General features: G+C 67.3%; 20 protein-coding genes. 18 read left to right on the forward strand and 2 right to left on the reverse strand.

All coding sequences use genetic code 11. From position 1 onward, the window contains the following. Positions 1-536 precede the first annotated feature (536 nt). Both BLV31_RS00375 and BLV31_RS00380 read left to right on the forward strand, forming a co-directional pair. The gene (locus BLV31_RS00375) at positions 537-1,619 is read left to right on the forward strand and encodes a hypothetical protein (RefSeq protein ID WP_081263504.1); all 1,083 of its coding nucleotides are present in this window, start codon (positions 537-539) and stop codon (positions 1,617-1,619) included. Then, positions 1,616-2,197: a hypothetical protein gene (locus tag BLV31_RS00380; protein WP_228045306.1), complete on the forward strand. Its 582-nt coding sequence runs from the start codon at positions 1,616-1,618 to the stop codon at positions 2,195-2,197. Before BLV31_RS00375 ends, BLV31_RS00380 begins: the two co-directional genes overlap by 4 nt. Here BLV31_RS00380 and BLV31_RS00385 read toward each other — a convergent pair. Together BLV31_RS00385 and BLV31_RS00390 are read right to left on the reverse strand one after the other, a co-directional pair. Continuing rightward, on the reverse strand, positions 2,194-2,541 hold the full coding sequence (locus BLV31_RS00385; RefSeq protein WP_019287537.1) for a helix-turn-helix domain-containing protein: 348 nt from the start codon (positions 2,539-2,541) through the stop codon (positions 2,194-2,196). The genes BLV31_RS00380 and BLV31_RS00385 overlap by 4 nt on opposite strands. A 218-nt stretch (positions 2,542-2,759) precedes the next feature. Further along, on the reverse strand, positions 2,760-3,212 hold the full coding sequence (locus BLV31_RS00390; RefSeq protein ID WP_162273078.1) for a helix-turn-helix domain-containing protein: 453 nt from the start codon (positions 3,210-3,212) through the stop codon (positions 2,760-2,762). A 148-nt stretch (positions 3,213-3,360) separates the two neighbouring features. Between BLV31_RS00390 and BLV31_RS00395 the strand changes: the two genes are divergently transcribed. The 16 genes from BLV31_RS00395 (at position 3,361) to BLV31_RS00470 (ending at position 20,099) form a co-directional block, all read left to right on the forward strand. Beyond that, on the forward strand, positions 3,361-5,007 hold the full coding sequence (locus BLV31_RS00395) for a cutinase family protein (protein WP_064061726.1): 1,647 nt from the start codon (positions 3,361-3,363) through the stop codon (positions 5,005-5,007). Positions 5,008-5,086: 79 nt separating this feature from the next. Next, a complete protein-coding gene (locus BLV31_RS00400; RefSeq protein ID WP_081263509.1) occupies positions 5,087-6,154 on the forward strand; it encodes an insoluble domain protein in 1,068 nt (355 codons plus the stop codon). A 68-nt stretch (positions 6,155-6,222) separates the two neighbouring features. Continuing rightward, positions 6,223-7,269: a DUF8176 domain-containing protein gene (locus tag BLV31_RS00405; protein ID WP_064061728.1), complete on the forward strand. Its 1,047-nt coding sequence runs from the start codon at positions 6,223-6,225 to the stop codon at positions 7,267-7,269. Continuing rightward, a complete protein-coding gene (locus BLV31_RS00410) occupies positions 7,266-8,045 on the forward strand; it encodes a hypothetical protein (RefSeq protein WP_064061729.1) in 780 nt (259 codons plus the stop codon). The genes BLV31_RS00405 and BLV31_RS00410 overlap by 4 nt, the downstream gene beginning before the upstream one ends. After that, on the forward strand, positions 8,042-8,614 hold the full coding sequence (locus tag BLV31_RS00415; protein ID WP_064061730.1) for a hypothetical protein: 573 nt from the start codon (positions 8,042-8,044) through the stop codon (positions 8,612-8,614). Before BLV31_RS00410 ends, BLV31_RS00415 begins: the two co-directional genes overlap by 4 nt. A gap of 15 nt (positions 8,615-8,629) precedes the next feature. Next, positions 8,630-8,923: a hypothetical protein gene (locus BLV31_RS00420; RefSeq protein ID WP_064061731.1), complete on the forward strand. Its 294-nt coding sequence runs from the start codon at positions 8,630-8,632 to the stop codon at positions 8,921-8,923. A 16-nt stretch (positions 8,924-8,939) separates the two neighbouring features. Further along, entirely contained in the window at positions 8,940-9,314 is a 375-nt protein-coding gene (locus tag BLV31_RS00425) for a hypothetical protein (RefSeq protein WP_064061732.1), read from the forward strand. Further along, positions 9,311-9,916, forward strand: a complete 606-nt coding sequence (locus BLV31_RS00430) for a DUF8175 domain-containg protein (protein ID WP_081263505.1) — start codon at positions 9,311-9,313, stop codon at positions 9,914-9,916. Before BLV31_RS00425 ends, BLV31_RS00430 begins: the two co-directional genes overlap by 4 nt. Continuing rightward, positions 9,913-10,752, forward strand: coding sequence for a DUF8175 domain-containg protein (locus BLV31_RS00435; protein ID WP_033098880.1), 840 nt, complete (start codon positions 9,913-9,915; stop codon positions 10,750-10,752). Before BLV31_RS00430 ends, BLV31_RS00435 begins: the two co-directional genes overlap by 4 nt. Beyond that, positions 10,743-12,320 carry a hypothetical protein gene (locus BLV31_RS00440; RefSeq protein WP_064061733.1) on the forward strand — a complete coding sequence of 526 codons (1,578 nt, stop codon included), beginning with the start codon at positions 10,743-10,745 and terminating at the stop codon, positions 12,318-12,320. The genes BLV31_RS00435 and BLV31_RS00440 overlap by 10 nt, the downstream gene beginning before the upstream one ends. After that, positions 12,317-13,822 carry an SCO6880 family protein gene (locus tag BLV31_RS00445; protein WP_064061734.1) on the forward strand — a complete coding sequence of 502 codons (1,506 nt, stop codon included), beginning with the start codon at positions 12,317-12,319 and terminating at the stop codon, positions 13,820-13,822. Before BLV31_RS00440 ends, BLV31_RS00445 begins: the two co-directional genes overlap by 4 nt. Positions 13,823-13,837: 15 nt before the next feature. Continuing rightward, positions 13,838-15,586, forward strand: a complete 1,749-nt coding sequence (locus BLV31_RS00450) for a putative type IV secretion/conjugal transfer ATPase (RefSeq protein WP_064061735.1) — start codon at positions 13,838-13,840, stop codon at positions 15,584-15,586. Further along, the gene (locus tag BLV31_RS00455) at positions 15,583-15,897 is read left to right on the forward strand and encodes a hypothetical protein (protein ID WP_064061736.1); all 315 of its coding nucleotides are present in this window, start codon (positions 15,583-15,585) and stop codon (positions 15,895-15,897) included. Before BLV31_RS00450 ends, BLV31_RS00455 begins: the two co-directional genes overlap by 4 nt. Next, a complete protein-coding gene (locus BLV31_RS00460; RefSeq protein WP_064061737.1) occupies positions 15,894-17,525 on the forward strand; it encodes a M23 family metallopeptidase in 1,632 nt (543 codons plus the stop codon). Before BLV31_RS00455 ends, BLV31_RS00460 begins: the two co-directional genes overlap by 4 nt. Positions 17,526-17,539: 14 nt before the next feature. Beyond that, on the forward strand, positions 17,540-18,091 hold the full coding sequence (locus tag BLV31_RS00465; protein ID WP_064061766.1) for a hypothetical protein: 552 nt from the start codon (positions 17,540-17,542) through the stop codon (positions 18,089-18,091). 16 nt (positions 18,092-18,107) lie between these two features. Next, entirely contained in the window at positions 18,108-20,099 is a 1,992-nt protein-coding gene (locus tag BLV31_RS00470; protein WP_064061738.1) for a type IV secretory system conjugative DNA transfer family protein, read from the forward strand.

Raw genomic sequence — 20,099 nt, forward strand, 5'->3', positions numbered from 1 at the left:
GTTCTTATAGAGCGATGTGAGGCGCCGAGGAGTGGGAGGGCGTCTATGGACCCGGTAGTGGGTGCAGTGAGCGAACTACTTGCACATGCGCGGGGACATGAAGCAGCGTCCGTCTTCGGGCTGATTCCGACGATCGAGCGGCTCCGTGACCGTCCCTTGCAGGTGGTCCGTAGTGACCATCTCGCCCCTGGCGTCTTCGGGGTCTGGCGCAGTTATCCGGAACGGGACGAGATTCACTACGCCCCGTGGGTCGCGACTCCCGATCGGACCGTTGCTCATGAATTCGGGCACATGCTGCTGGGGCACAGGGGGGTGCCCGCGTTGGAGACTGCAAAACGGACGCTTCCCCCGGAGTGGCATGACATGGCCAGTTTGATGCTGCGCGAGTGTGGCCAGCTCGACGGTCTCGACGAGCCTCGGCGGCGCCTCGAGGTGGAGGCGGAGGCGTTCGCGTCGGAGTTGTGTCGGCGGATTGCCGGGGCAGGTGGGGCTCGGTCGGCTCGGATTCGATCGTTGCTGAACGAGGCGTTGTAGCGGTGTTCGCTTCGATCGTCGTGTCGGTCTTGTTGTGGTGGGTGGCTCTCACTCGGTTGTGGCGTTGGCGCACTTCGCGCTCGGTTCTGACGCTCGGTACCGCTGTGGTGTTCATCTTTATGGCGCTGCACACGACGGTAAATATCGGTGCGGTCGATCGGCTCATCAGCGAGGCAGTGGGGGTTGCGAACGCGACGTCGGCGGTCAAGCACGGGATCTTCTTCGGAATCTGTCTCGGCGCGTCGATCATCATCGTGGCGCTTCGGGTGCCCGACGTGGATCGCCAGCGGCGGTGGATCGCGCCCCTGTCGGCAGGGGCGACGGCTGCAACCGCGGTGGCGGTCGCATTGTTCTTCTCGGCGGAGGACGCTCCTCAGGCGACCGATGGCTACCAGTTCGACGAGCTCTACGTGCATCTGCCGGGCTATGCAGAATCCGCCGCCTTCGTGATGGGGGTGGCAGCGGTTCTGTGCACCGTCATCACTGTGGTCGTGTTGCTGGGTTGGGACCTGGGCACGCCCTCCGGGCGGGGGCTGGCGATCCTGGCCTGTGGGGTTGCTGTGCTGGCATCGTATGCGTGGATACGGGGCGGATACATCGTCGCGGCGCGCCTCGGGTGGGTCGAGACCTCGACGTATGCGCTGGATCTGACAACCCAGCTGGCTCTGATCGGAGCGGTTCTGACGACGCTTGGTCTGCTGTGGTCCTCTATCGAGGGGGTCTTCCGAAGTCAGAAGCAGCGTCGGGACTTCGCGGAGCTGTACATGATGGTGGTGAAGGAACGCTGGCCCGGCGTGGTTCGGGACTCGTGGACGTCATTCGATCCATCGCGTCGCACCGTGGACCGGGCGAGTGAGGTGCTCGATGCGCTGTCGATGCAGGCCGATGCGGACAAGTTGCCCGAACATGGGGTGCCGGCGACTCCGGAGTCGATCGCGCGGTGGGTGGACACCGGCGAGTCCGGGGGCATCGGGGTCGATGGGTTGCGGCCCCCGGTGGGGTTCGATGCGGTGAAGTGGGTGCGCGCCGTCGGTAGGGCGTTCCAGGATATTCACCTCTGCGATAAGGCGGAGATACGGAAGTGAAAGACCTGGTGGCCAGGGCGCTGACCGAGATCGCTGCGCCGTGGACAGTCAATATCGCGTCGTGTCTGATCCTCGGTTTCGCGATCGGTCATTCGGGCTGGGGTGCGTTCGTTGCGCTGTTCGCCGGTGTGCTGCCGATGGCTTTGATCGTGTGGGGGATGGTCCGTGACCGGATCGGGGACCATCACGTGACGGAGCATTCGGAGCGTCATGGGTTGATCGGGGCGATTCTCGGTCTGGTGCTCGTGGCCCTGGTCGTGCAGCTCGTGGCGCAGGGGCCGACGGAGATGATTGCCCTGACGTGTGCAGGCTTGGTGACCCTGGTGGGGATCGGGGTCTGGACCAGTGGGGTCGGTGTCAAAGCGTCGGTGCACATGGGGGTGTGGTGCGGCGTTGTCGCTGTCCTCGCGGTCGCACTGTCTGCTTGGTGGTGGACCGGATTGGTTCTCGCGCCGGCGATCGCCTGGTCCCGGATGCGGTTGAAGCATCACACGGGGAAGGAAATCGCGGTCGGCGCGGGCACCGGCCTGGTCATCGCGCCGCTGACGTATCTCGCGATCGTCAACTTCCCCTATTAGGGTCGGGTGGGTTCGTCGTCGTAGGGATTGTAGGTGCGAGCAGCCGCTTCAACGTCCTCGGTTCGCAGGGATTGCACCCACGAGATGTACCGCACGGCTTTTTCGAACGAGTCGTCGTCGGCGAAGTACTGCAGCGGGACGCGGAAGAAGTCGGCGAGGTCCTGGGCGACTTTCAGGCCCGGATTGGGGCGTTGACCGTTGAGCAGCATCGAGATGTAACCCTGGGTGATGGATCCGCCGTTGCTGCGGATGCCATCGACGATCTCGTTCATGGTGAACGGACCTCGGTCCTTGGGGTGGACATTGTCGATCAGGTAGCGGAGCTTTTCGGCGAACGTCGCCACGGTGGACCTCCTCGTGAATCTCGACAACGGCCAGGTGAACCGGGCTCGTCAAATTTACAACCACCCCCATGCGTGAACCGACTCGCCGCCGTGGGGGGGCTCCACCACGTCCATCGCCTATCACCACGGTAATATTACGATCGTGATTTTGGCCTTCGGGGGGTTTCCGATCGGATGGTCGGCGAAACGCGGGAGTGCGGGTGAATGTGCCGGCGGTGTTACCGCGCCGGTCTGCCCGACCGTCGGTGAGCGCGCATCCACAGCGCCCTCACCTGCTCCTCGGTCGTGTCGAAGAGTCGCGCCAGCTTCAGGCATTCGGCATCGGTCAACGGGCGCTCGCCCCGTTCGAGACGGGAGTAGGTGGACTTCGACAATCCCAGTTCGTGAGCAATGTCGGCCTGCGCCAAGCCCTGTCGGGTCCGCCAGCTCGCAAGGGTCTGTACCTCGTCCGGCACGACAGCAAGTTCGCTCACTGCGACGTCGAGGACTGAAGCCACACGTTCGAGCGCGCTCGGACTCGGTGCGCCCTCGCCGGTCTCCCAGCTTCGGATGGTGTTGTACGTGACCCCGGACAGGCGTCCGAGGTCGGAGCGGGACAGGCCCCGTTCACGGCGCACCTCGGTGAGCCGGGTGGGATCGAACCCGTACAGGGCGCGGCGCGGCACACTCACCTCCGTCTCGGGTCCACTCCGGTAACTCTCGCACCAACTTTGCCGCATATGCGCAGCTAGGTGGAAATCACCGCCGACATTCTGTAGGAAATAACTGTGGGAAATAACTTCGATCTGAAGTAAGGTCGTAGCCGTGAAGGAGGGGAATATGAGCGCGTGGCCCAAACGCTTTGCAGCCGTATCATTTTCGGCAGCTGTGCTGGCTACTTCCGGCCTGGGTACCGCCCCGGCCTATGCCCAGTCGAGCACGGGCGATGAACCGCACTGGCTCGGTGAGCTGGTCTCGGACTGCCCGGACCTGTACGTGCTCGGGATGCAGGGCACCACCGAGACCTCGCCCGATGCGCCGGTGAAGGTCGATACCGGAATGCTCTCGAACATCATGGGTCCGCTGCTCGATCAGGCCCGTGAGCTGGGCGCGAGCGTGGATCGGGCGTATGTGCCGTATCCGGGTTCGTTCGGTGGCCTGACGCCCGGTGGCACCGAGTCGTATGTCGAGTCGGTGACCGCGGGGGAGGAGAACCTGTCCCTGGCGGCGCATAAGGTGCTCTCGCAGTGCCCCTCGGCCAAGCTCGCCGTGGTCGGCTTCTCCCAGGGCGCTCACGCGGCGTCGAATTTCCTGCGGTCGGTCGGCAAGGGCAGCGGGGTCGTTCCGGCCCGCTCGGTCGCAGCCGGTGCCCTGTTCGGCGCACCGACCCGCAGCCCCGGATCGGGACTGTTCCCCGGGACCTCGCAGACGGCCCCGTCGCCGGTTCCCGGCACCGGGGGTGAGGCGGTCAAGGCGCTGTCGGCGGTGTCGTTCACCGCCCCCGAGGGGGGTGGCATCGGGCCGGTCGCCGATCTGACCAGCAGCTACGGCAGCCTGTCGGGGCGGGTGTCGTCCTGGTGCCAGGGCGGGGATCTGGCCTGTGATGCGCCGGCGAACGCCCCGGTCGTGCGGGCGGTGGTCAACGTCGCCGGTCAGGTCGAGGTCGGCGGGGATCCGTTCGTCGCGATTTCCACGGTCGGACGGGCACTGGCGTCGACGGCCTTCAAGACCGCCGTCGATGTGGTCAACCAGGACATTCAGGCGCCGAAGAACGCGCTGTCGGCGATCTCGGTCCAGCCGAAGAAGACCATCTCGCAGCGCCTGGCCGAGGCATCCGATCCTCGGGCCACGCCGCCGACGGGGCAGGAAGTCACCGCAGCGTTGATGAAGGTCGGGCTGATCGGTATCAACGCGGCGGTCACGGTCGTCAAGAAGGTGCTGACCCCGGAGACGATCACGGCGGTCGCGGCGGCCGGGCTGGCGAATCCGGCCGCGGCGTTCGGTGTGCTCGCCGCCAAGACGGTCAGTGTGCTGCCCGAGCTGGTCCCGCCGGCGACCTCGCAGCGGCTGGTGCGGCAGACCTTCCAGATCGTGCAGAACGAGGTCAAGGCCAACCAGGATGCGTTCGACCTGGTGGCGATGACGACGGTGCGCAATGTCGCCGCCGAACACGGCTCCTACGGCTCGGTTCCGGCCACGGCGAGCGGTCAGGCCCCGACGCGGTTCGTCGCCTCCTGGCTCGCTGCTGTCGCGGCCGACCTCGATGCCGCTACCACCTCGGCTGGGACCTCCACCTCGACAGCTCCTAGTTCCACGACGACCCGGCCGAGCACCACCGCCGAGACGACCACCGAGGCCACCTCGACCACGCCGTCGCAGACGGTCACCTTCACCACCTCGGAACCGGCTGTGAGCACCACGAATGTGGTCGATTCGGGTCCGGCGGTGCTCGATCAGGGCGGTGTCTCGGCTGCAGCACTCAACTGAAATTCACGCCTCGACACAAGAGAGAGAAGCGATTATGAGCAAGCATCGCAGGGCTTCGCGTATCGCCAAGGTGAGCGTCGTGCCCGCCACGGCCGCCGCGATCGTGGCAGCAGGTAGCGGTCTGGCCTCGGCCGATCCGGTGGAGCTGCCCTCGCAGGGCGGGGTGACCACCCCGGCACCGTCCACTCAGGGCGGTACCACCAACGCACCGAAGCCACCGGCCAAGCAGATCTACTGGACCCCGCCGCCGGCGCAGCAGCGCGAGTATGCGCCGCTGCCGGACTACAACTACGACACCAACCGCTACGAGCGGCAGTCCACTCCGGCGCCGATCAACCCGCTGGAGCTGCGTGCCCCGCAGCCGGTCGAGCCGGAACCGATCTACATCGCTCCGCCCGAGAAGATCATGATCGGCGATTTCCACTTCAACCAGCCGAACTGGGTCACCGACGACGACCGGGAGCGCACCAACAACACCGCCGGTCTGATCCGCTCGGATGTGGCGACGTTCTACAAGTCGATCGGTATCGAAGCCAGCCGTGCCGATCGTGTCGCTGCTGCTCAGATCGGCGCGACGGTGGCCGGTGCGGCAGCCGGTGCTGCCGCTGGTGCCGTTCCCGGTGCCCTGATCGGCGGCACCATCGGCGGTATCGCCGGTGCCACCGCCGGTGGTGTGGTGCCGCTGCCGATTCCGGTGCTGCCCGAGGTCACCACCGGGGTCGCCGGGACCGCAGCCGGAGCAGCGATCGGCGCTGCGGTCGGTGCGGTCCCCGGCGCAGTGCTCGGTGGCGCGGCCGGCCTGGCTGCCGGAACCGCCTTTGGTGCCGGTGACGACGAAGGTCAGCCCATCGAGGTGGAACTGCCGGACGTAGGGGAGGACGTGCTCACCGAGCAGGCCGACTCCACGGTCGAGCAGTGGCAGTCCTCCGGCCCGGTCGGACAGGCGGCCGCCGACGCAGTCCGCAACGTCGTGCAGACCGCTCCGCAGGTCGATTCCCAGGTCCGTGAGTGGGTCAAGGTCCAGCCCGGTGGTGAAGGCGTGATCGCCGGTGTGGACAACGCACTGGACACCTTCTTCGGCGGTTCGGCCGGCACTGCCGCCGAGATGATCTCCACCGCGATCGGCGACGGCATCGTGCCTGCCTGAGCTGCCTGAACAGTTTTCCGGTGGGGGCGGGCACGCCCCGCCCCCACCACCCGACGACGGAGGACACTTTGTCGACCGACAATCGAGGAACACTCTTCCCGGATGTAACCGAGCACTACGGGCCGCAACCGACTCCCATCGAAGACACCGAGACCGGATCGGTGCACTTCCCGATCCCGGACGAGACGATCGCCGATGCGGCGCTCGCCTCCTCGGACCTCGAACCGGTCGCTGCCGACGCGGTGATCCAGACCGAACTCGAACCGATTCTCACCGCCGACACCACCGGCGAGCCCAACCCTGCCGCACCTTCTCTCCCCGATCCCGAGGCCCACAACCCTGCCGACAACGGCGAGGCCGCAGCCGAGGTCGATCCCTATGCCGATGCCCCGGACTGGGTGCGCGCCCACATTCCGCGAGGTCCGCTGGTGATCTCGCAGCGCAGCCGTGGGGGTCTCAAGTCCGCGATCGGCCGTGCCCGTCCTCCCCGGCCGACTCCGGCCCCCGAGTCGGCCGAGGCCCCCGCCGTGCCGGTCACCGACACCGCTGCTGCTGCTCCGGCGAAGCGGGACGGCGATCGGTCCCGCACCTGGATGCTCGTCGGCGGCGGTGTCGCTGTGCTCGCAGTGGTCTCCGCTGCGGTGGTGACCACGATGACCGGCAGCACCGACGAACCACAGGCGCCGCCGCTGCCGTCCTCTTCGGTGGTGGCCTCATCGTCGGCGACCCCCACCACGACCGAGGCGGTGGCAGCCCCGGCGTGGTGCGCCCCGGTCACCGAGCCGGATCGGATCGTCGGCAACGGCCCCGGTGGACGCGAATCCGGTCCGGCGGTGATCCAGGCGTTCGAGCACGCCTACTACGTCCAGCGCGACGGCAAGGCCGTCGCAGAGCTGATGGTCCTGCCCGGCAACGATATTCAGAGCTTCATCGACGGTGTTCCGGCCGGGACTGAGCACTGCGTGACCGTGCTGCCGACCGAGGACCCCAACCGCTGGTCGGTCGATGTGCTGCTGAAGTTCCCGCCCGTGGGAGACGAAGGAATCCACAAGCAGTGGATCACCACCATGCCCGCCGACGGCGGCGTGAAGATCGCGAACGTGGAGAACCGATGAACAACGTTGTTGCATTGCGTCGCAGCCCGAAAATCGAGCAGCCCGAACACCTCTCGGCCATCGTGGTGGCCGGCTCCGGGGGAGCGGCCGTGACCACGACCTGTTTCGGCCTGGCCACCGCTCTGCGCCTCGGTGCCGATGCGCAGGTCGCGGCGATCGACGGCACCACCGACGGCGGGAACCTGCTCGCCCGTGTCGGGGTCGAACCGATCGATTCTGCGCGGGCGGTCCGCCAGCTCGGCTCGCGGATGGCTGTCAGTAGTGCCGGGGCGGTGGTAGTCGGTCACGGCGAAGCCACCGACTCGGCCCTGGTGGACAGCCTGCTCGCCGACCGCAGCCTCGCCCGCATCCACGATGTCGGAACAGCCCTGCGCGCACGCCGTGTGGCTCCGTTGATCGAGGCCGGGGCTGCGATCGTCGTCGCGGTGCCGCCCCGTGCCGAACCGCTGGCCCGGATGCGCGGCGCCCTCGACTGGCTGGTGGGCACCTACGGACGCGACGTGCTCTCCCACACGGTGGTGGCGATCTCACACCAGCTCCCGCAGAGCGTGGTCGATCTGACCCCGATCCGCGACGCACTGTCCCCACTGGTCGCCGCGTTCGTCGAAGTGCCCTTCGATGCGAACTTGGCGCGTCCCGGCGCCGTCGATCACCGGCATCTGTCGGTCGCGACGATCGACGCCTGGACCGATGTACTCGACGCTTTCGGCCGCATCGAGGCCGGCCACCAGGACAACGACACCGCTGATCGGGTCGGGACGGGGGAGCTGGCATGACCGCCAGAGAACGCACCAGTGTCGACGCTCGTATCGAGCCGTACACGGTGCCGACTCCCGGACCGGCGGTGTGGCTGCTCGGCGCGCACGGCGGATCCGGGGTCTCCACCCTGGCCCAGTACTGGGACTTCGCCGACGACGCGCAGCGTCAATGGCCGTGCGGGAATGCCCGAGAGATCGAATCGCCCTATGCCGTGGTCGTCTGCCGCGAAACCATCCAGGGCCTGTCCAGCGCCCACGATCTGATCCTCGAACACCGCAACCGCGATCTGGCCTGCGAACTGCTCGGTCTGGTCACCGTGGCCAACGCGGCCGGTCCGCTGCCGAAGGACGTGCGCCAACTGCGTTCGATCGTCACCGGCGCAGTGGCTGCGCACTGGTCGATCGGCTGGCACCGCTTCCTGGCCTCGGCCGCCCGATCGAGCCTTCCCACCTGGCGCGCCCTCGACGGCGTGCCCATCCAGACCAAGGGAGCGGTCATCGACGTTCCCGAGGACGTGATCGCTGCCGGCGTCGGCATCGTCACAGCAATCCAATCGAGTCTCCCGACCTTGTGGTCGGGCCAGTAGCACGGAGGACAATTCATGATCCAGACGGTTGTAGATACCGCGTGTCTCGCGCAGGGTGCCGTCAATTTCGACATCAACCCGGAAGTGCCTCCGGGCGCGAACGGCCTGCTCAAGCTGCTGAACTGGCTGCTGTGGGGCGTCACGCTCGCCTGCGTTGCGGCCCTGATCTTCTCGGGCGGCAAGTTCGCATGGGAGAAGTGGCAGCACGGCTCGGGGGACTCGCCGAAGATGCTCGTCGGCTCGCTCGTCGGCGCGATCGTGGCGATCTCGGCGAACCAGATCCTCGGCGCCGTCACCTCTGCGGCATAAGGGCGGGGGTCAAGCGATGCAGGTATCCGCCCAAGGGGTCGTTCCGCTTCCCGGCGAGGTCGTCGATGGTTTCCAAACGCTGCTCGGTTACGCGGCCGGGATCGTCTTCATCCTGTGCGTGGCCAAAGTGATCTTCGTCGGCGGACGCCTGGCCTGGGACCACAAGCACGGAGCCGGCATCGAATCCCCCACCGCCGCAGAGTTCGTCGCGGCGAACGTCGGTGCGATCCTCGCCGGCGGCGTGGCTGCGACCATCGCCACGATCCTGCTGGCCACCGCCCAGGGGCCCCAAGCCCAGCAGATCGGAAGCGGCCATTCCCCGACGGTCATCGACCAGCTCGAACAGAGACAACAGCAACAGCAATCCGGCAACGAGGAGAACGAACGATGATGCGTCGGTGGGCGCGAGCAACGGTGGTCGCGGTGGCGCTGGTTGCCACCAGCTGCGGAGGATCGCACACCCCCGGGTCCGAGCTGTCGATCACCGATCCGCCGCAGATCAGCCGGTGGATCACGCTCGGCGGGATCGAGGTGCCGATCGGCACCACCGACGGCCCCAGCAATGGTGAATGGGAACCCTTCGCCGGATTCAGCCACACCCCACAGGGAGCGGCGCTGGCGGCGATCACCCAGTCGGTGCAGCTGTCCACCGCCTCCGATCGCACCTGGCCTCAGGTCCTGGCCGGTGTCGCCGCACCCGGCGACGGCCGCGACCTGTACGCCGCCCACCGCGGGCTGGTGGAGATTTCGGGAACCGATCCCGAGATGGTGCCGACCATCGTCGGCTACACCATCACCGATTACAGCGACGAAGCTGCCACCGTCGGTGTCGTGCAGCGCTTCTCCGATGACTCGCTCGCATCCTCGATCACCCAGGTGGTGTGGGTCGACGACGACTGGCGATTGAACCTGTCCAGCGAGACCGCCGCCACCATCACCGCTCTCGACGAAGTGCCGTCGGAGCTGGTCGATCTCGAGGAGACCCGCAAGTGACCGAGCAGAACACCACCGACTCGACCAACGAGAAGAACACTCCCTCACTCGAAGCCGAGAACGAACGCGCATCGTCGGCCACCAAACTCACCATCGGCTTGGCGGCGGTGGCCATCATCGTCGTCGTCGGTGTCGTGGTCAGCCTGGTGATGGTCTTCCGAGGCGAGGACGCAGAGCCGTTGGTCTCTCTCGATCCGACCACCGGCAGTAGCGCCACCGCCCAGGACAAGGACGGTCTGTTCGAGCCGGACCCGGTCTTCGACAAGGGCAACCGTGTTATCTACGTGCCGCTCGAGCCCCACGGCGTGATCCTGTCCGACACCCTGGCCAGCTCGAACCGTCCGGCGGACCAGGCCCCTAGCGGGGTGATGCTCCAGCGCATCCACGGGAACATGGACCTTCCGTTCTCGACCTCCGATGGCCCCACCGCGTTCACCGACAACGGTGTCGCCACCGGGTTCTCTCGCACCGCGCAAGGAGCGGCACTCGCAGCAGCCCACTACTTCGGCTATGCCTACGCGGGCGGGAACCGGCTGAAGATGGCGACCGAGGCGGGACTGGTGTCGGACCCGAAGGGCGAGTTCTCCGCTCTGGGGATTGCTGACGACACGCCGGCGTCGGTGATGCCGATGGTCAACGTGCTGTTCAACCCTGATCTGACTCTGGTGAAGTTCGGCTACACCGTCGAACGCCCCAATGGCTCGACCCAGATCGCGGTCTCGAAGATCCCGATGGTCTGGCGTGAGGGCACCGGCTGGGTGCTCCAGGCCGATTCCACCGCTCTCGGTGTCGAGTACGAATCCCTCTCGGCGGACGGGTGGCAACAATGGTGGTGACCCGCAGCTTGTGGACAGCACTGATCAAGGTTGTCGCCGTGACGTGTGTTGTCGGTGTCCTCGCCCTCGTGGGAGCACACACCGCAGCAGCGCAGGAGGCGGATTCCTCCCTCACTCCGGCTACTGACGACTCGTCCCAGGTCGTCGACGAGGAAGGCACAGGCTTCGAGCAGCTGGAGACCACCCTCGGCACGTTGACCTGCACCCCGGGTGGAATGCTGGCCGGCACCGTGGGTGGCTGGATCGCCAATCAGATCGGCGACGTGGACCTGCCCAGCTGCGGGGACGCGGTCGGCACCGCGGTCGATGCAGGTATCGGCACGATCGAAGATGTCGCCGGGGGCGTCGCTGAGGGTGCGGTCGAGAAGACGGCGCTGTGGATCGGCAACGCGGGTGTCGCGGTGCTGAAATTCGCGCTCGGATGGTGGATCACCAGCACCGATATGGACGGGGACACCTTCCAGACGACGGTGGCGACGGTCAACGACTACACCTTCTACATCCAGGTCGCCGCCCTGTCGTTGTCGCTGATCCTGCTCGGGGGCCGGCTGGCACTGGCCCGATCCGGCGCGATCCGCGACACCTCGGAAGAGGGCCTCAAGCAGATGGCCCGTGCGGCGGTGCTCGCCGGGGGAGCATCGACGCTGATCGTGCTCGGCACCGAACTGTCGGACCAGATTTCGGCCTGGTTCATGGACAGTGCGGTCGGCTCCGACCCGTCCCGCCTGGCCGAAGCGATGGTCTCGATCACCCTGTACTCCGGTCCGGCCGGTGTGGGCCTGCTGTTCCTGATCGGCATCATCGGCATGCTCGGCGGGTTGATGATGGCGTTCTTGATGCTGCTGCGCACCGGCATCCTCGTACTCATGGCAGCGGCGCTGCCGATCGCAGGCGCAGCCGGAGGCACCAAGGTCGGCAGCCAGGCATACGAGAAAATGCTGGCCTGGACGATCGCATTCCTGCTGGTCAAACCGGTCGGGGCGTTCGTGATCGGGGTCTCGGCGATCCTGTTCCTCGAAGCCACCCCGACCATTACCGACCCCGAGAACGGCGACGGGTTCATGGCCCTGTCCGGGGTCATCACCTTGTGTGCCGCGGCGCTGGTGCTGCCCGCCCTGATGCGCCTGATCGTCCCGAACATCGGCGCACTCGGAGGCGGCGGCAGCGGCCTCGCTGCTGCCGCAGGTTTGGTCGGTCTGCTCGGTGGGGGCGCGAAAGCCGCCGGGATGGTCGCCACCGGAGGTGCCAGCGGCGCGGCATCCGGAGCGGGATTCGCTGCGTCGAAGACGAAGGGTGACGACGAGCCACCCGGCGGCGGTGCGGGCGCACAGCCCACCGGCGCACCCGCTGGGTGGGGTACGGCAGGTGGCAACCCCGAAGGCAATCAGCAAGGAACTCCGCAGGGCAGCGGCATGGCTCCCCAAGGCAACGGCGCGGGCACTCCCGGCAGCACTGCTTCGAGTGGTTCCGGCGGTTCCGGCGCGGGCGGGTCCGCTAACACCGGCTCCGATGCGCCTGTGGCGACGGGGGCCGGCCACCAGTTCAACCGAGGGGGCTTCGAACAGTGAGCAACGAGCCGACATTCAACACCTACGGCAACTGGCGCCGACCCCGCAGCACCGGCCTGCTCGGAGCCACCTTCGGCACCTCGATCGCAGGGATCGCCGCCGCAGCCGTCGTCATCATCGCGGGCCTGTTCCTCGGCATGACGGTCGCATTGCTGCTGGCCATCCCGGTGATCGTCTGCTTCATCCCCTTGGTCATCTCCCGTGACGGCCGCTCCGGCTACGAAAGGGCACTGATGCGATTCCAGTTCTGGCGCGGCCGCCGCCGCGGTGAACACGCCTACGCCTCGGGCACGTTCTCCCGCGTTCCGGGGAGGGCCTACCGTCTTCCCGGCGTGCTCGGCGACACCGAGCTCTACGAAGGCATCGACTCCGACGGGCGCACCTTCGGCATGATCCACATGCCCAGCAAGAGCGCCTACACCGTCGTTTTCGACGCCTATCCCCAAGGTGCCGAGGCTGTCGACCAGGACGTGATCGACCACTATGTCGGCAATTGGGCACAGTTTTTGTCCGGGGCCGGTGAGACCTCGGACATCCTTGCAGTGGTCACCACCGTCGAGACGCTGCCCGAGACCGGCATCGAGCTGTACGAGACGGTGCACCAGAACACCCGCGCCGATGCCCCGCAGCTGGCCCGCGATGCGGCCTACCAGCTCGCCACCGGCTTGACCTCCGGCGGTATCCGCCTCGCAGCGAGGATCGCGATCACCTTCGAGGCCAAGACCACCGAACGTAAACAGGACCCTTCCGAACAGGCCGTCGAACTCGGCCGGCGTCTGCCCGGTCTGACCGCGGCCGCGGCACGGGCCGGTGTGCCGTGCTCGCCGATGGATGCCGACGACATCATGGCGTTCGTGCGCCGCTCCTACGACCCGGCCTCGCTCGTCGATGTCGAAGCCGGCGTGTACTCCGGCGAGGGCACCGGGCTGACCTGGGAGGACTGCGGTCCGCGGACCGCCTTGGAAAGCCCGGACGGCGGCAAATACGTCCACGACGGCGCGGTGTCGGTGACCTGGGAGATGCGCGAAGCCCCCAAGGGAGCAGTGACCGAACGGGTACTGCAACGACTGCTGGCCCCGAACGAGGCGGTGCCGCTCAAGCGGGTCTCGGTGATCTACCGCCCGCATTCGGCCGGGGAAGCCACCGACATCGCTGATAGCGACTACCGCAACGCGATGGCCGAAGCGCACGGTGGGTCGCTCAAGAACGGATCGATCGGTTCGGCGAAGTCGCAGATCGAGCTGGCGGCCACGGCCCAGGCCCGCATGGAACAGGCCCGCGGTGCCGGGATGGTGCGCTTCGGGGTGCTGGTGACCGTGACCGAACCGGCCGGCAGCTCCGATGTGCCGAAGATCGACGCCCTGGTCGAGGACCTCTCACGGCAGAGCCGATTGACGATCCGCCGCTCGTGGTGCTGGCAGGGCGCAGCGTTCGCCGCCTCTCTCGGTGTGGGGGTCATCGCCCCCGACCACACCACCATCCCGTCGTTCCTGAGCAACTAGGAGGGGGACGCTGTCATGGGTAAAGCCACGACCTCGACCCGGATCGCGCAAGCCGAGAAGATCGCCAAGACCCTGCTGTCGGACGAGGACCTGTCCGCTCTCGAGGAGCAGGCGGCCTCGGCCACCGGCATCAAGAAGGCATGGAAGAAAAGCCTGGTCAACCGCCAGTACAGCCGTCGGGCGACGGTCGAGCGGTTGACTCGGATCAACTCCGACGGCTTCGACCGCCCGCTCGCCGAGCTCGATGCCCGCGGATTCGACGGGGCCGGTGGGGGCCGGATGTCGACGGTGATGCCCCCGGTCGAATACCGCGGTACCTCGGTTCAGGTCGCCGGGATCTATCCGTGGATCGTGGGCGCGAAAGCGCCGCTGCTGGGCACTCCGCTGGGGCGGCATCTGACCACCGGCGCGGCCGTCGGGTTCGATCCGCTCTATGCCTGGAAGATGAAGGCGATCACCGCCCCGTCGTGTTTCATCTGCGCGCTCAACGGTTTCGGCAAGTCGACGCTGCTGCGCCGGATCGCCCTCGGCGACATCGCCCGCGGCACGTTGGTGCTCGTGCCCGGTGACGTCAAGCCGGACCTGCGGGTGCTTACCGAGCAGGTCGGCGGGCAGGTCAGCGAGGTCGGCTACGGCACTGGCGCGATCAACCCGCTCGACCGCGGCCCGATCGGCGATGCGATCGAGCAACTGCCCGCCGGTTCCCTCGAACGGGACAAGGCCGAGTTCGCGCTGCACGCCCGCCAGCTGAACATGATCTGTGCGCTGCTCGAGATCGTCCGCCGCGGCCCCCTGAAGGACTTCGAGGAAACCCTGCTCGCCTCGGCGATCCGGCTGCTCTACGCCCCGGACTCGCAGTTCACCACTACGCACGCAGCTCGGATCGAGGACCTGCTGACGCTGATCGCGGCCGGCCCCGAGGAACTGAAGGACGATGCGGTGGCCGACACCGACGAGGAATACCGGGGTCAGATCAAGCCGCTGCTGCGCTCGCTGAGAGCGCTGGTCAAGGGCCGGTTCGGGGAGACCTTCAACCGGCACAGCACCGTGCGGATCGATATCACCAAGCCGATGGTGGACCTGGATATGTCCTCGGTCCCGCCCGGCGATGAGTTGATGCGCGCTGCGGTGCTGCTGGCCGGGTGGAACGAAGCGTTCGCGGCGGTGGAGGCGGCGCACATCCTGGCCGACAACAAGGTGCCTGGAGCGAAGTCGATTGCCGCCCACATCATCTTGGACGAAGTCTGGCAGGTGATCCAGACCGGCAGCTCGGCCGTGGCGCGGCTGGATGCGGTGCAGCGGTTGCAGCGGTCGATGGGCGTGGCGATGACTATGGTCACCCACTCGCTCGCGGACTTCGAGAAGGTCGGGGCGCTGGGCATGATCGAGCGCTCTCGCGCCCGGATCGTCGGCCCGGTTCCCGAGGCCGAACTCGACCGGCTCGGCCGGTTCATGAAGTTCTCCCGCGCTGAGCGGGTGATGGTGACCGGCTGGGCCAACGACACCACGTCCTCGGTGGAGGAGAAGAAGGCACTGCGCCAGGCGCGTCGCAAGATCGCCGGCGACAACGGCACCGGCGCGGTCGAGAGCAAGCGCACCGCCGCCGGTGTCGGGCATTTCCTGCTCAAGCTCGGCGAAGGCGCAACACCGGGCACCCCGTTCAAGGTGTGGGTGCCCCAGGCAGAAAAGGATTCCGGGATTCACGACACCGATGCCCGTCTGCGGGCCGCCGATGAGGATCGAGCCAAGGAGTTCGCCGCATGAGCCGGCGGGAGCGTCGCGGCCGTCGCCGGTACACCGTGGTCGATGACCTCACTCGTGAGGCTGCGATCGAGACGGTCCTGGGGCGCATGAAGGCCGGGGACAGCTTCACCGCCGCTACGCGAGCGGCAGCGGCGCAGCTCGACGTCGCGGAGACGACGGTGCGGGGCTGGGTCAACCGCTCCGGCCGTCGCCCTCGCCGTACCCCGCAGGAAGTCGCCGCGTTGGAAGCGGAGCTGGCACTGGCACAGGAGCTGAACCGGGCGCTGGCACGCAAGCACGGAGTCGTGATCGAGGATCTGAGCCTGCGGTGAACTCCAAGGGGGGCACCGGCCTGATCGCGCTCATCCTGGCGCTCACACTCATTCCGTTCTTCCTGATCCTCGTCCTCGTGATGGGGATTCAGGACGAACAAGACCGCCGCGCCGGCACGAGCTGCCTCGGACCCGGCTCCGGCCTCGGATCCGGCGACAAGCTCGCACCGATGGGCTCGTTCATCAAGCCGGTCGATCCCTCCACCGTCACCTTCACCTCCGGATTCGGCCAGCGCTGGGGCACCGAGCATCAGGGCATCGACCTGGCCGGGGCCATCGGCACTCCGATCTACGCCTCGGCCGACGGGGTGGTGCGTCATGCCGGCCCCGCCTCCGGGTTCGGGCAGTGGGTGGTGCTCGACCACGTGCAGGGCGGGCAGCTCGTATCCACCGTGTATGGGCACATCGAGACCTACACCGTCGCCGTCGGCGAGCAGGTCCGTGCCGGTCAGCAGATCGCCACCCTGGGCAATCGCGGTCAATCGACCGGCCCGCACCTGCACTGGGAAATCTGGCCCGGCGGCTGGGGCACCGCGGCGGTGGACCCACTGCCGTACTACGAATCCGCCCCTGCACCCGGGGACACGTCGGCCGGGCCGATCACGCCGGTGCCGTCCACCCCGCCCCAAGGGAACTTGGCGCAGCCGTTGCCGCCGTCGGCCGGCTCCGAGCAGGGCCTGCAGGTCGATGCGAAGAAACTCGCCCGCGCTCTGCACCTGCGCTTCGGCGACCGGATCGCGAGCATCGGGGGGTGGCGCGCCGACGGTGGCTACGCCAGCGATCACACCGAAGGTCGGGCTGTGGATCTGATGATCGCGAACTATCGCTCTGGTGACGGGGTGGCTCTCGGGGACGAGATCACCGATTACGTGCTGGCCAATGCGGAGTTCTTCAATGTCGAGTACGTGATCTGGCGGCAGACCTACTACCCCGTCGGCGGTGCCCCGAGTCTGATGGAAGACCGCGGCAGCGAGACCGAGAACCACTACGACCACGTGCACATCAGCGTCCACGGTCAGGGCACCGACGAGAGGGTGGTGTCGTGGGGATCGCTGCCCGGGGGCAGCGGCAACACCACCACGATGGCGGCGGACTGCCTCATCTCCGGGGACGGGGTGGGCGACTACCTCGCCGACGGCACCGTGCCGGACGAGTACGCGGTGTGGATCGAGCGGGCCGGGTCGATCTGCCCGCAGATCAGACCGTCGCTGCTCGCTGCCCAGCTCGCCGCCGAGAACGGCTTCCGCCACGGAGACTCCGCTCCGGTGTCGGTCACCGGGGCGATGGGACCGGCGCAGTTCATGCCGGGCACCTGGGCGAGCTACGGCCGCGACTACGACGGCGACGGCCGGGTCGATGTGAACAGCATCGGCGATGCCGTCATGGCCCAGGGCCATTACATGTGCACCATCGCTGCCACCATCGACGGCTGGATCGCCGACGGGGTGGTCTCCGCACCGAACGGGCGCACCGAGCTGTATCTGGCCGGCTACAACGCAGGCGAAGGCGCCGTCCTGAACTCCGGCGGGTTCCCGACCGGGCACACCGACTACGTGGTGCAGACCCGCCCCTACGCCGACAAGATCATCGCCGCCGAACCGCAGTACCGGGCGATGAGCAACCAGTGAAAGAAGGCACGCCCGTGCAGATCACACGAGTCACCGTCGCGGCGGTATGCACCGCGGCCGCCGTCGCAGTGGCCGGCTGCGGCAACAGCGGCCCCGCACCTGAGCAGCACGTCCACGTGGGCAGCGACGCCCACGAGGTGATCGAGCCGCTCTCACCCCAGCAGATCGACGCCGACGACACGGCGATCACCGCGATGCAGATGATCTTGTCCTGGCAACCCGCGATCGACGAGAGCAAGACCGACGCCCTGATCCGAGCCACACCGTATCTCGGCGGAGACCTGCTCGCCGTCGCCGAATCCGGCAGCCGTGCCGACGTCCGGCCCGATGCCGACTGGCAGCAGTGGGCGGCGGCGAAAGACGCCGTGACAGCGGTGTGCGCCCATTCGGACACCACCCCGGTCGCCCCGGCCGGGATGCGCACCGTGGTCATCGACGTGATCTGCACCCAGACGGTGCTGCACGCCAGCGGGCGCAGCACCCGCCTGACCCCGCAGCTGTGGCGCACCACCATCGTCCGCACCGATGACGGGTGGCGACTGACCGACTACCGATTCCAGCCGTAGAAGGGGCACACACACGATGGCACACACGAGACGCGACCGGCCCCGCACCTCCTCGGGCGCCGACGAGATGTTCCTCAAGGCGCTCCCCGCCCTGCTGGTGGCGGCTTATCTGCCGACGATCGCCTACAACACCGGTGGGGGAGCAGACCCCACCTGGAACCCGATCGGCTTGTTCTTCGCCCTGGGGTTCGGCTCGACGAGCTGGCCGGCCGGGGCAACCATCATCCTCGGTGTCGAGCTGGTCCTGCTCGCGGTGCTCGCCGTACTCGTGTGGTGGGCGCTGCGCCGGTTCGGGGTCATCGAGACAGTGCAGGGCAAGCAGTTCGAAAAGCGCATCGACCGCCTCGCCCGCACGATGGTCGACCCGAAGGAGGTCGATGAGGCCGACCCGAAGTACCTCGCCGCCTCCACCGACCGGCTCGCCCCCGCCATCTCGCAGACTCATCCCGGCTATCTCGGTATCCCCCTCGGCAACACCGTGGTCGGGGGTCGCACCTTGTATATGACCTGGGAATTCGTAGCGATCGCTTTCGCCGGCGCCCGCATGGGCAAGTCCGCATCGTTCGCTATCCCCGCGATCTGCCACGCCCCCGGAGCGGCGCTGGTGGCGTCCAATCGCGGCGATGTGTACTCGCACACCGTCGGTATCCGCCGCGAAACGGGGCGGGTGTGGGTATTCGACCTGCAAGGGGTGAGCACCGGTAACCGGCAGCAGCGGGCGAGCTTCTGGTTCGACCCGCTGCGGGGCGTCACCGACCTGCCTTCTGCTGCGGCAGTGTGCGGCTACTTCATCTCCGCTGCCACCGACGCCGGTGCCCGTGTCGATGCCTACTTCGACGGCAACGCCCGCGATCTGTTCGCCTCCTACCTGCTCGCCGCTGCCCTGGCCGGCGGGGACATCCGGCATGTGGTCGAGTGGCTGACCAACACCCAGTCACAGATCCCCCCGGCCGTGCTCGAACAGCACGGCTACCCGGAGCTGGCACGCACCATGCGCGGCAAGCAGTCCGTCAACGCCAAACAACGCGACGGCTTCTACGACATGGCCCGCCGCTTCCTCTCCCCGCTCGACGAGCCCCGATACGCCGAAGCAGTTCTGCCGAACCGAAGGGTGGTGATCGGCACCGACACCCACGGCCGAGTCACCATTACCCCCGGCCAGCACGTCCACGACCTGCCGGAGTTCATCTCCGCCGAGTTCGCCCGCCGCACCGACACGATGTACGCGCTATCCAAGGACGGCCCCGGCTCGTCCTCAGCGATCTCGAGTGCCCTGGTCGGGCAGATCCTCACCTGCGCCGAGGAATACTCCGAGCAACAGGAATCAGAGCGGATGCCGATCCCGCTGACCGCGGTCCTCGACGAGGCCGCCAACATCTGCAAGATCGAGGACCTGCCGCGCTGGTACTCGCACTTCGGTGGCCGCGGCATCATCCTCATCACCTTCTTCCAGTCCCCCTCCCAGGGCGAGAAGGTCTGGGGACGCGAAGCCTTCAAGTCCATGGTCGATGCGTGCAGCGTCATCTGGTACGGCGGCAACGTCGAAGACGACGCCTTCCTGTCCGGCCTGGTCGATGCCATCGGCACCCACTACGTCGACACCGAATCCCGCAGCCGCCCTACCGGCTTCTCCTCCAGCAGCCAGGCGAGTGTGTCGAACAACTGGCAGAAGGAGAACATCTTCGAAAAGCGGGATCTGCGGGCACTGCCGAAAACCCGTGCGTTGGTCACCATTGGTGGCTCCACCCCGATCCTGGTCCGCAAAGCGTTCTGGGGCAACTCACCGTTCGCCGACGCGATTCGCCAATCCAAACAAGAGAGCAAGCAACACGCACCGACCCAGCAGAAGGCCCTGACAGTCGGTGAATCCGAATGGCCTGCTGTAGTCGCCAACATGGTGGTGCCGTCCGAGGAACAGGCTGACACTTCACCTATTCCCCTCGAGCCCACGCCCGAGACTTCTCGCGCCGACCGGCTCTTCCACTCCGAATTTCTGGCAAAGGACTGA

Origin of the sequence: Rhodococcus pyridinivorans (assembly GCF_900105195.1) — a bacterium.
Classification (GTDB): Bacteria; Actinomycetota; Actinomycetes; order Mycobacteriales; family Mycobacteriaceae; genus Rhodococcus; species Rhodococcus pyridinivorans.

What these genes read in the sequence shown, in the direction of transcription:
- BLV31_RS00395 (WP_064061726.1), top strand. Translation starts at nt 3,361, where the DNA reads ATGAGCGCGTGGCCCAAACGCTTTGCAGCCGTATCATTTTCGGCAGCT.
- BLV31_RS00410 (WP_064061729.1), top strand. Translation starts at nt 7,266, where the DNA reads ATGAACAACGTTGTTGCATTGCGTCGCAGCCCGAAAATCGAGCAGCCC.
- BLV31_RS00415 (WP_064061730.1), top strand. Translation starts at nt 8,042, where the DNA reads ATGACCGCCAGAGAACGCACCAGTGTCGACGCTCGTATCGAGCCGTAC.
- BLV31_RS00420 (WP_064061731.1), top strand. Translation starts at nt 8,630, where the DNA reads ATGATCCAGACGGTTGTAGATACCGCGTGTCTCGCGCAGGGTGCCGTC.
- BLV31_RS00425 (WP_064061732.1), top strand. Translation starts at nt 8,940, where the DNA reads ATGCAGGTATCCGCCCAAGGGGTCGTTCCGCTTCCCGGCGAGGTCGTC.
- BLV31_RS00430 (WP_081263505.1), top strand. Translation starts at nt 9,311, where the DNA reads ATGATGCGTCGGTGGGCGCGAGCAACGGTGGTCGCGGTGGCGCTGGTT.
- BLV31_RS00440 (WP_064061733.1), top strand. Translation starts at nt 10,743, where the DNA reads ATGGTGGTGACCCGCAGCTTGTGGACAGCACTGATCAAGGTTGTCGCC.
- BLV31_RS00450 (WP_064061735.1), top strand. Translation starts at nt 13,838, where the DNA reads ATGGGTAAAGCCACGACCTCGACCCGGATCGCGCAAGCCGAGAAGATC.
- BLV31_RS00455 (WP_064061736.1), top strand. Translation starts at nt 15,583, where the DNA reads ATGAGCCGGCGGGAGCGTCGCGGCCGTCGCCGGTACACCGTGGTCGAT.
- BLV31_RS00470 (WP_064061738.1), top strand. Translation starts at nt 18,108, where the DNA reads ATGGCACACACGAGACGCGACCGGCCCCGCACCTCCTCGGGCGCCGAC.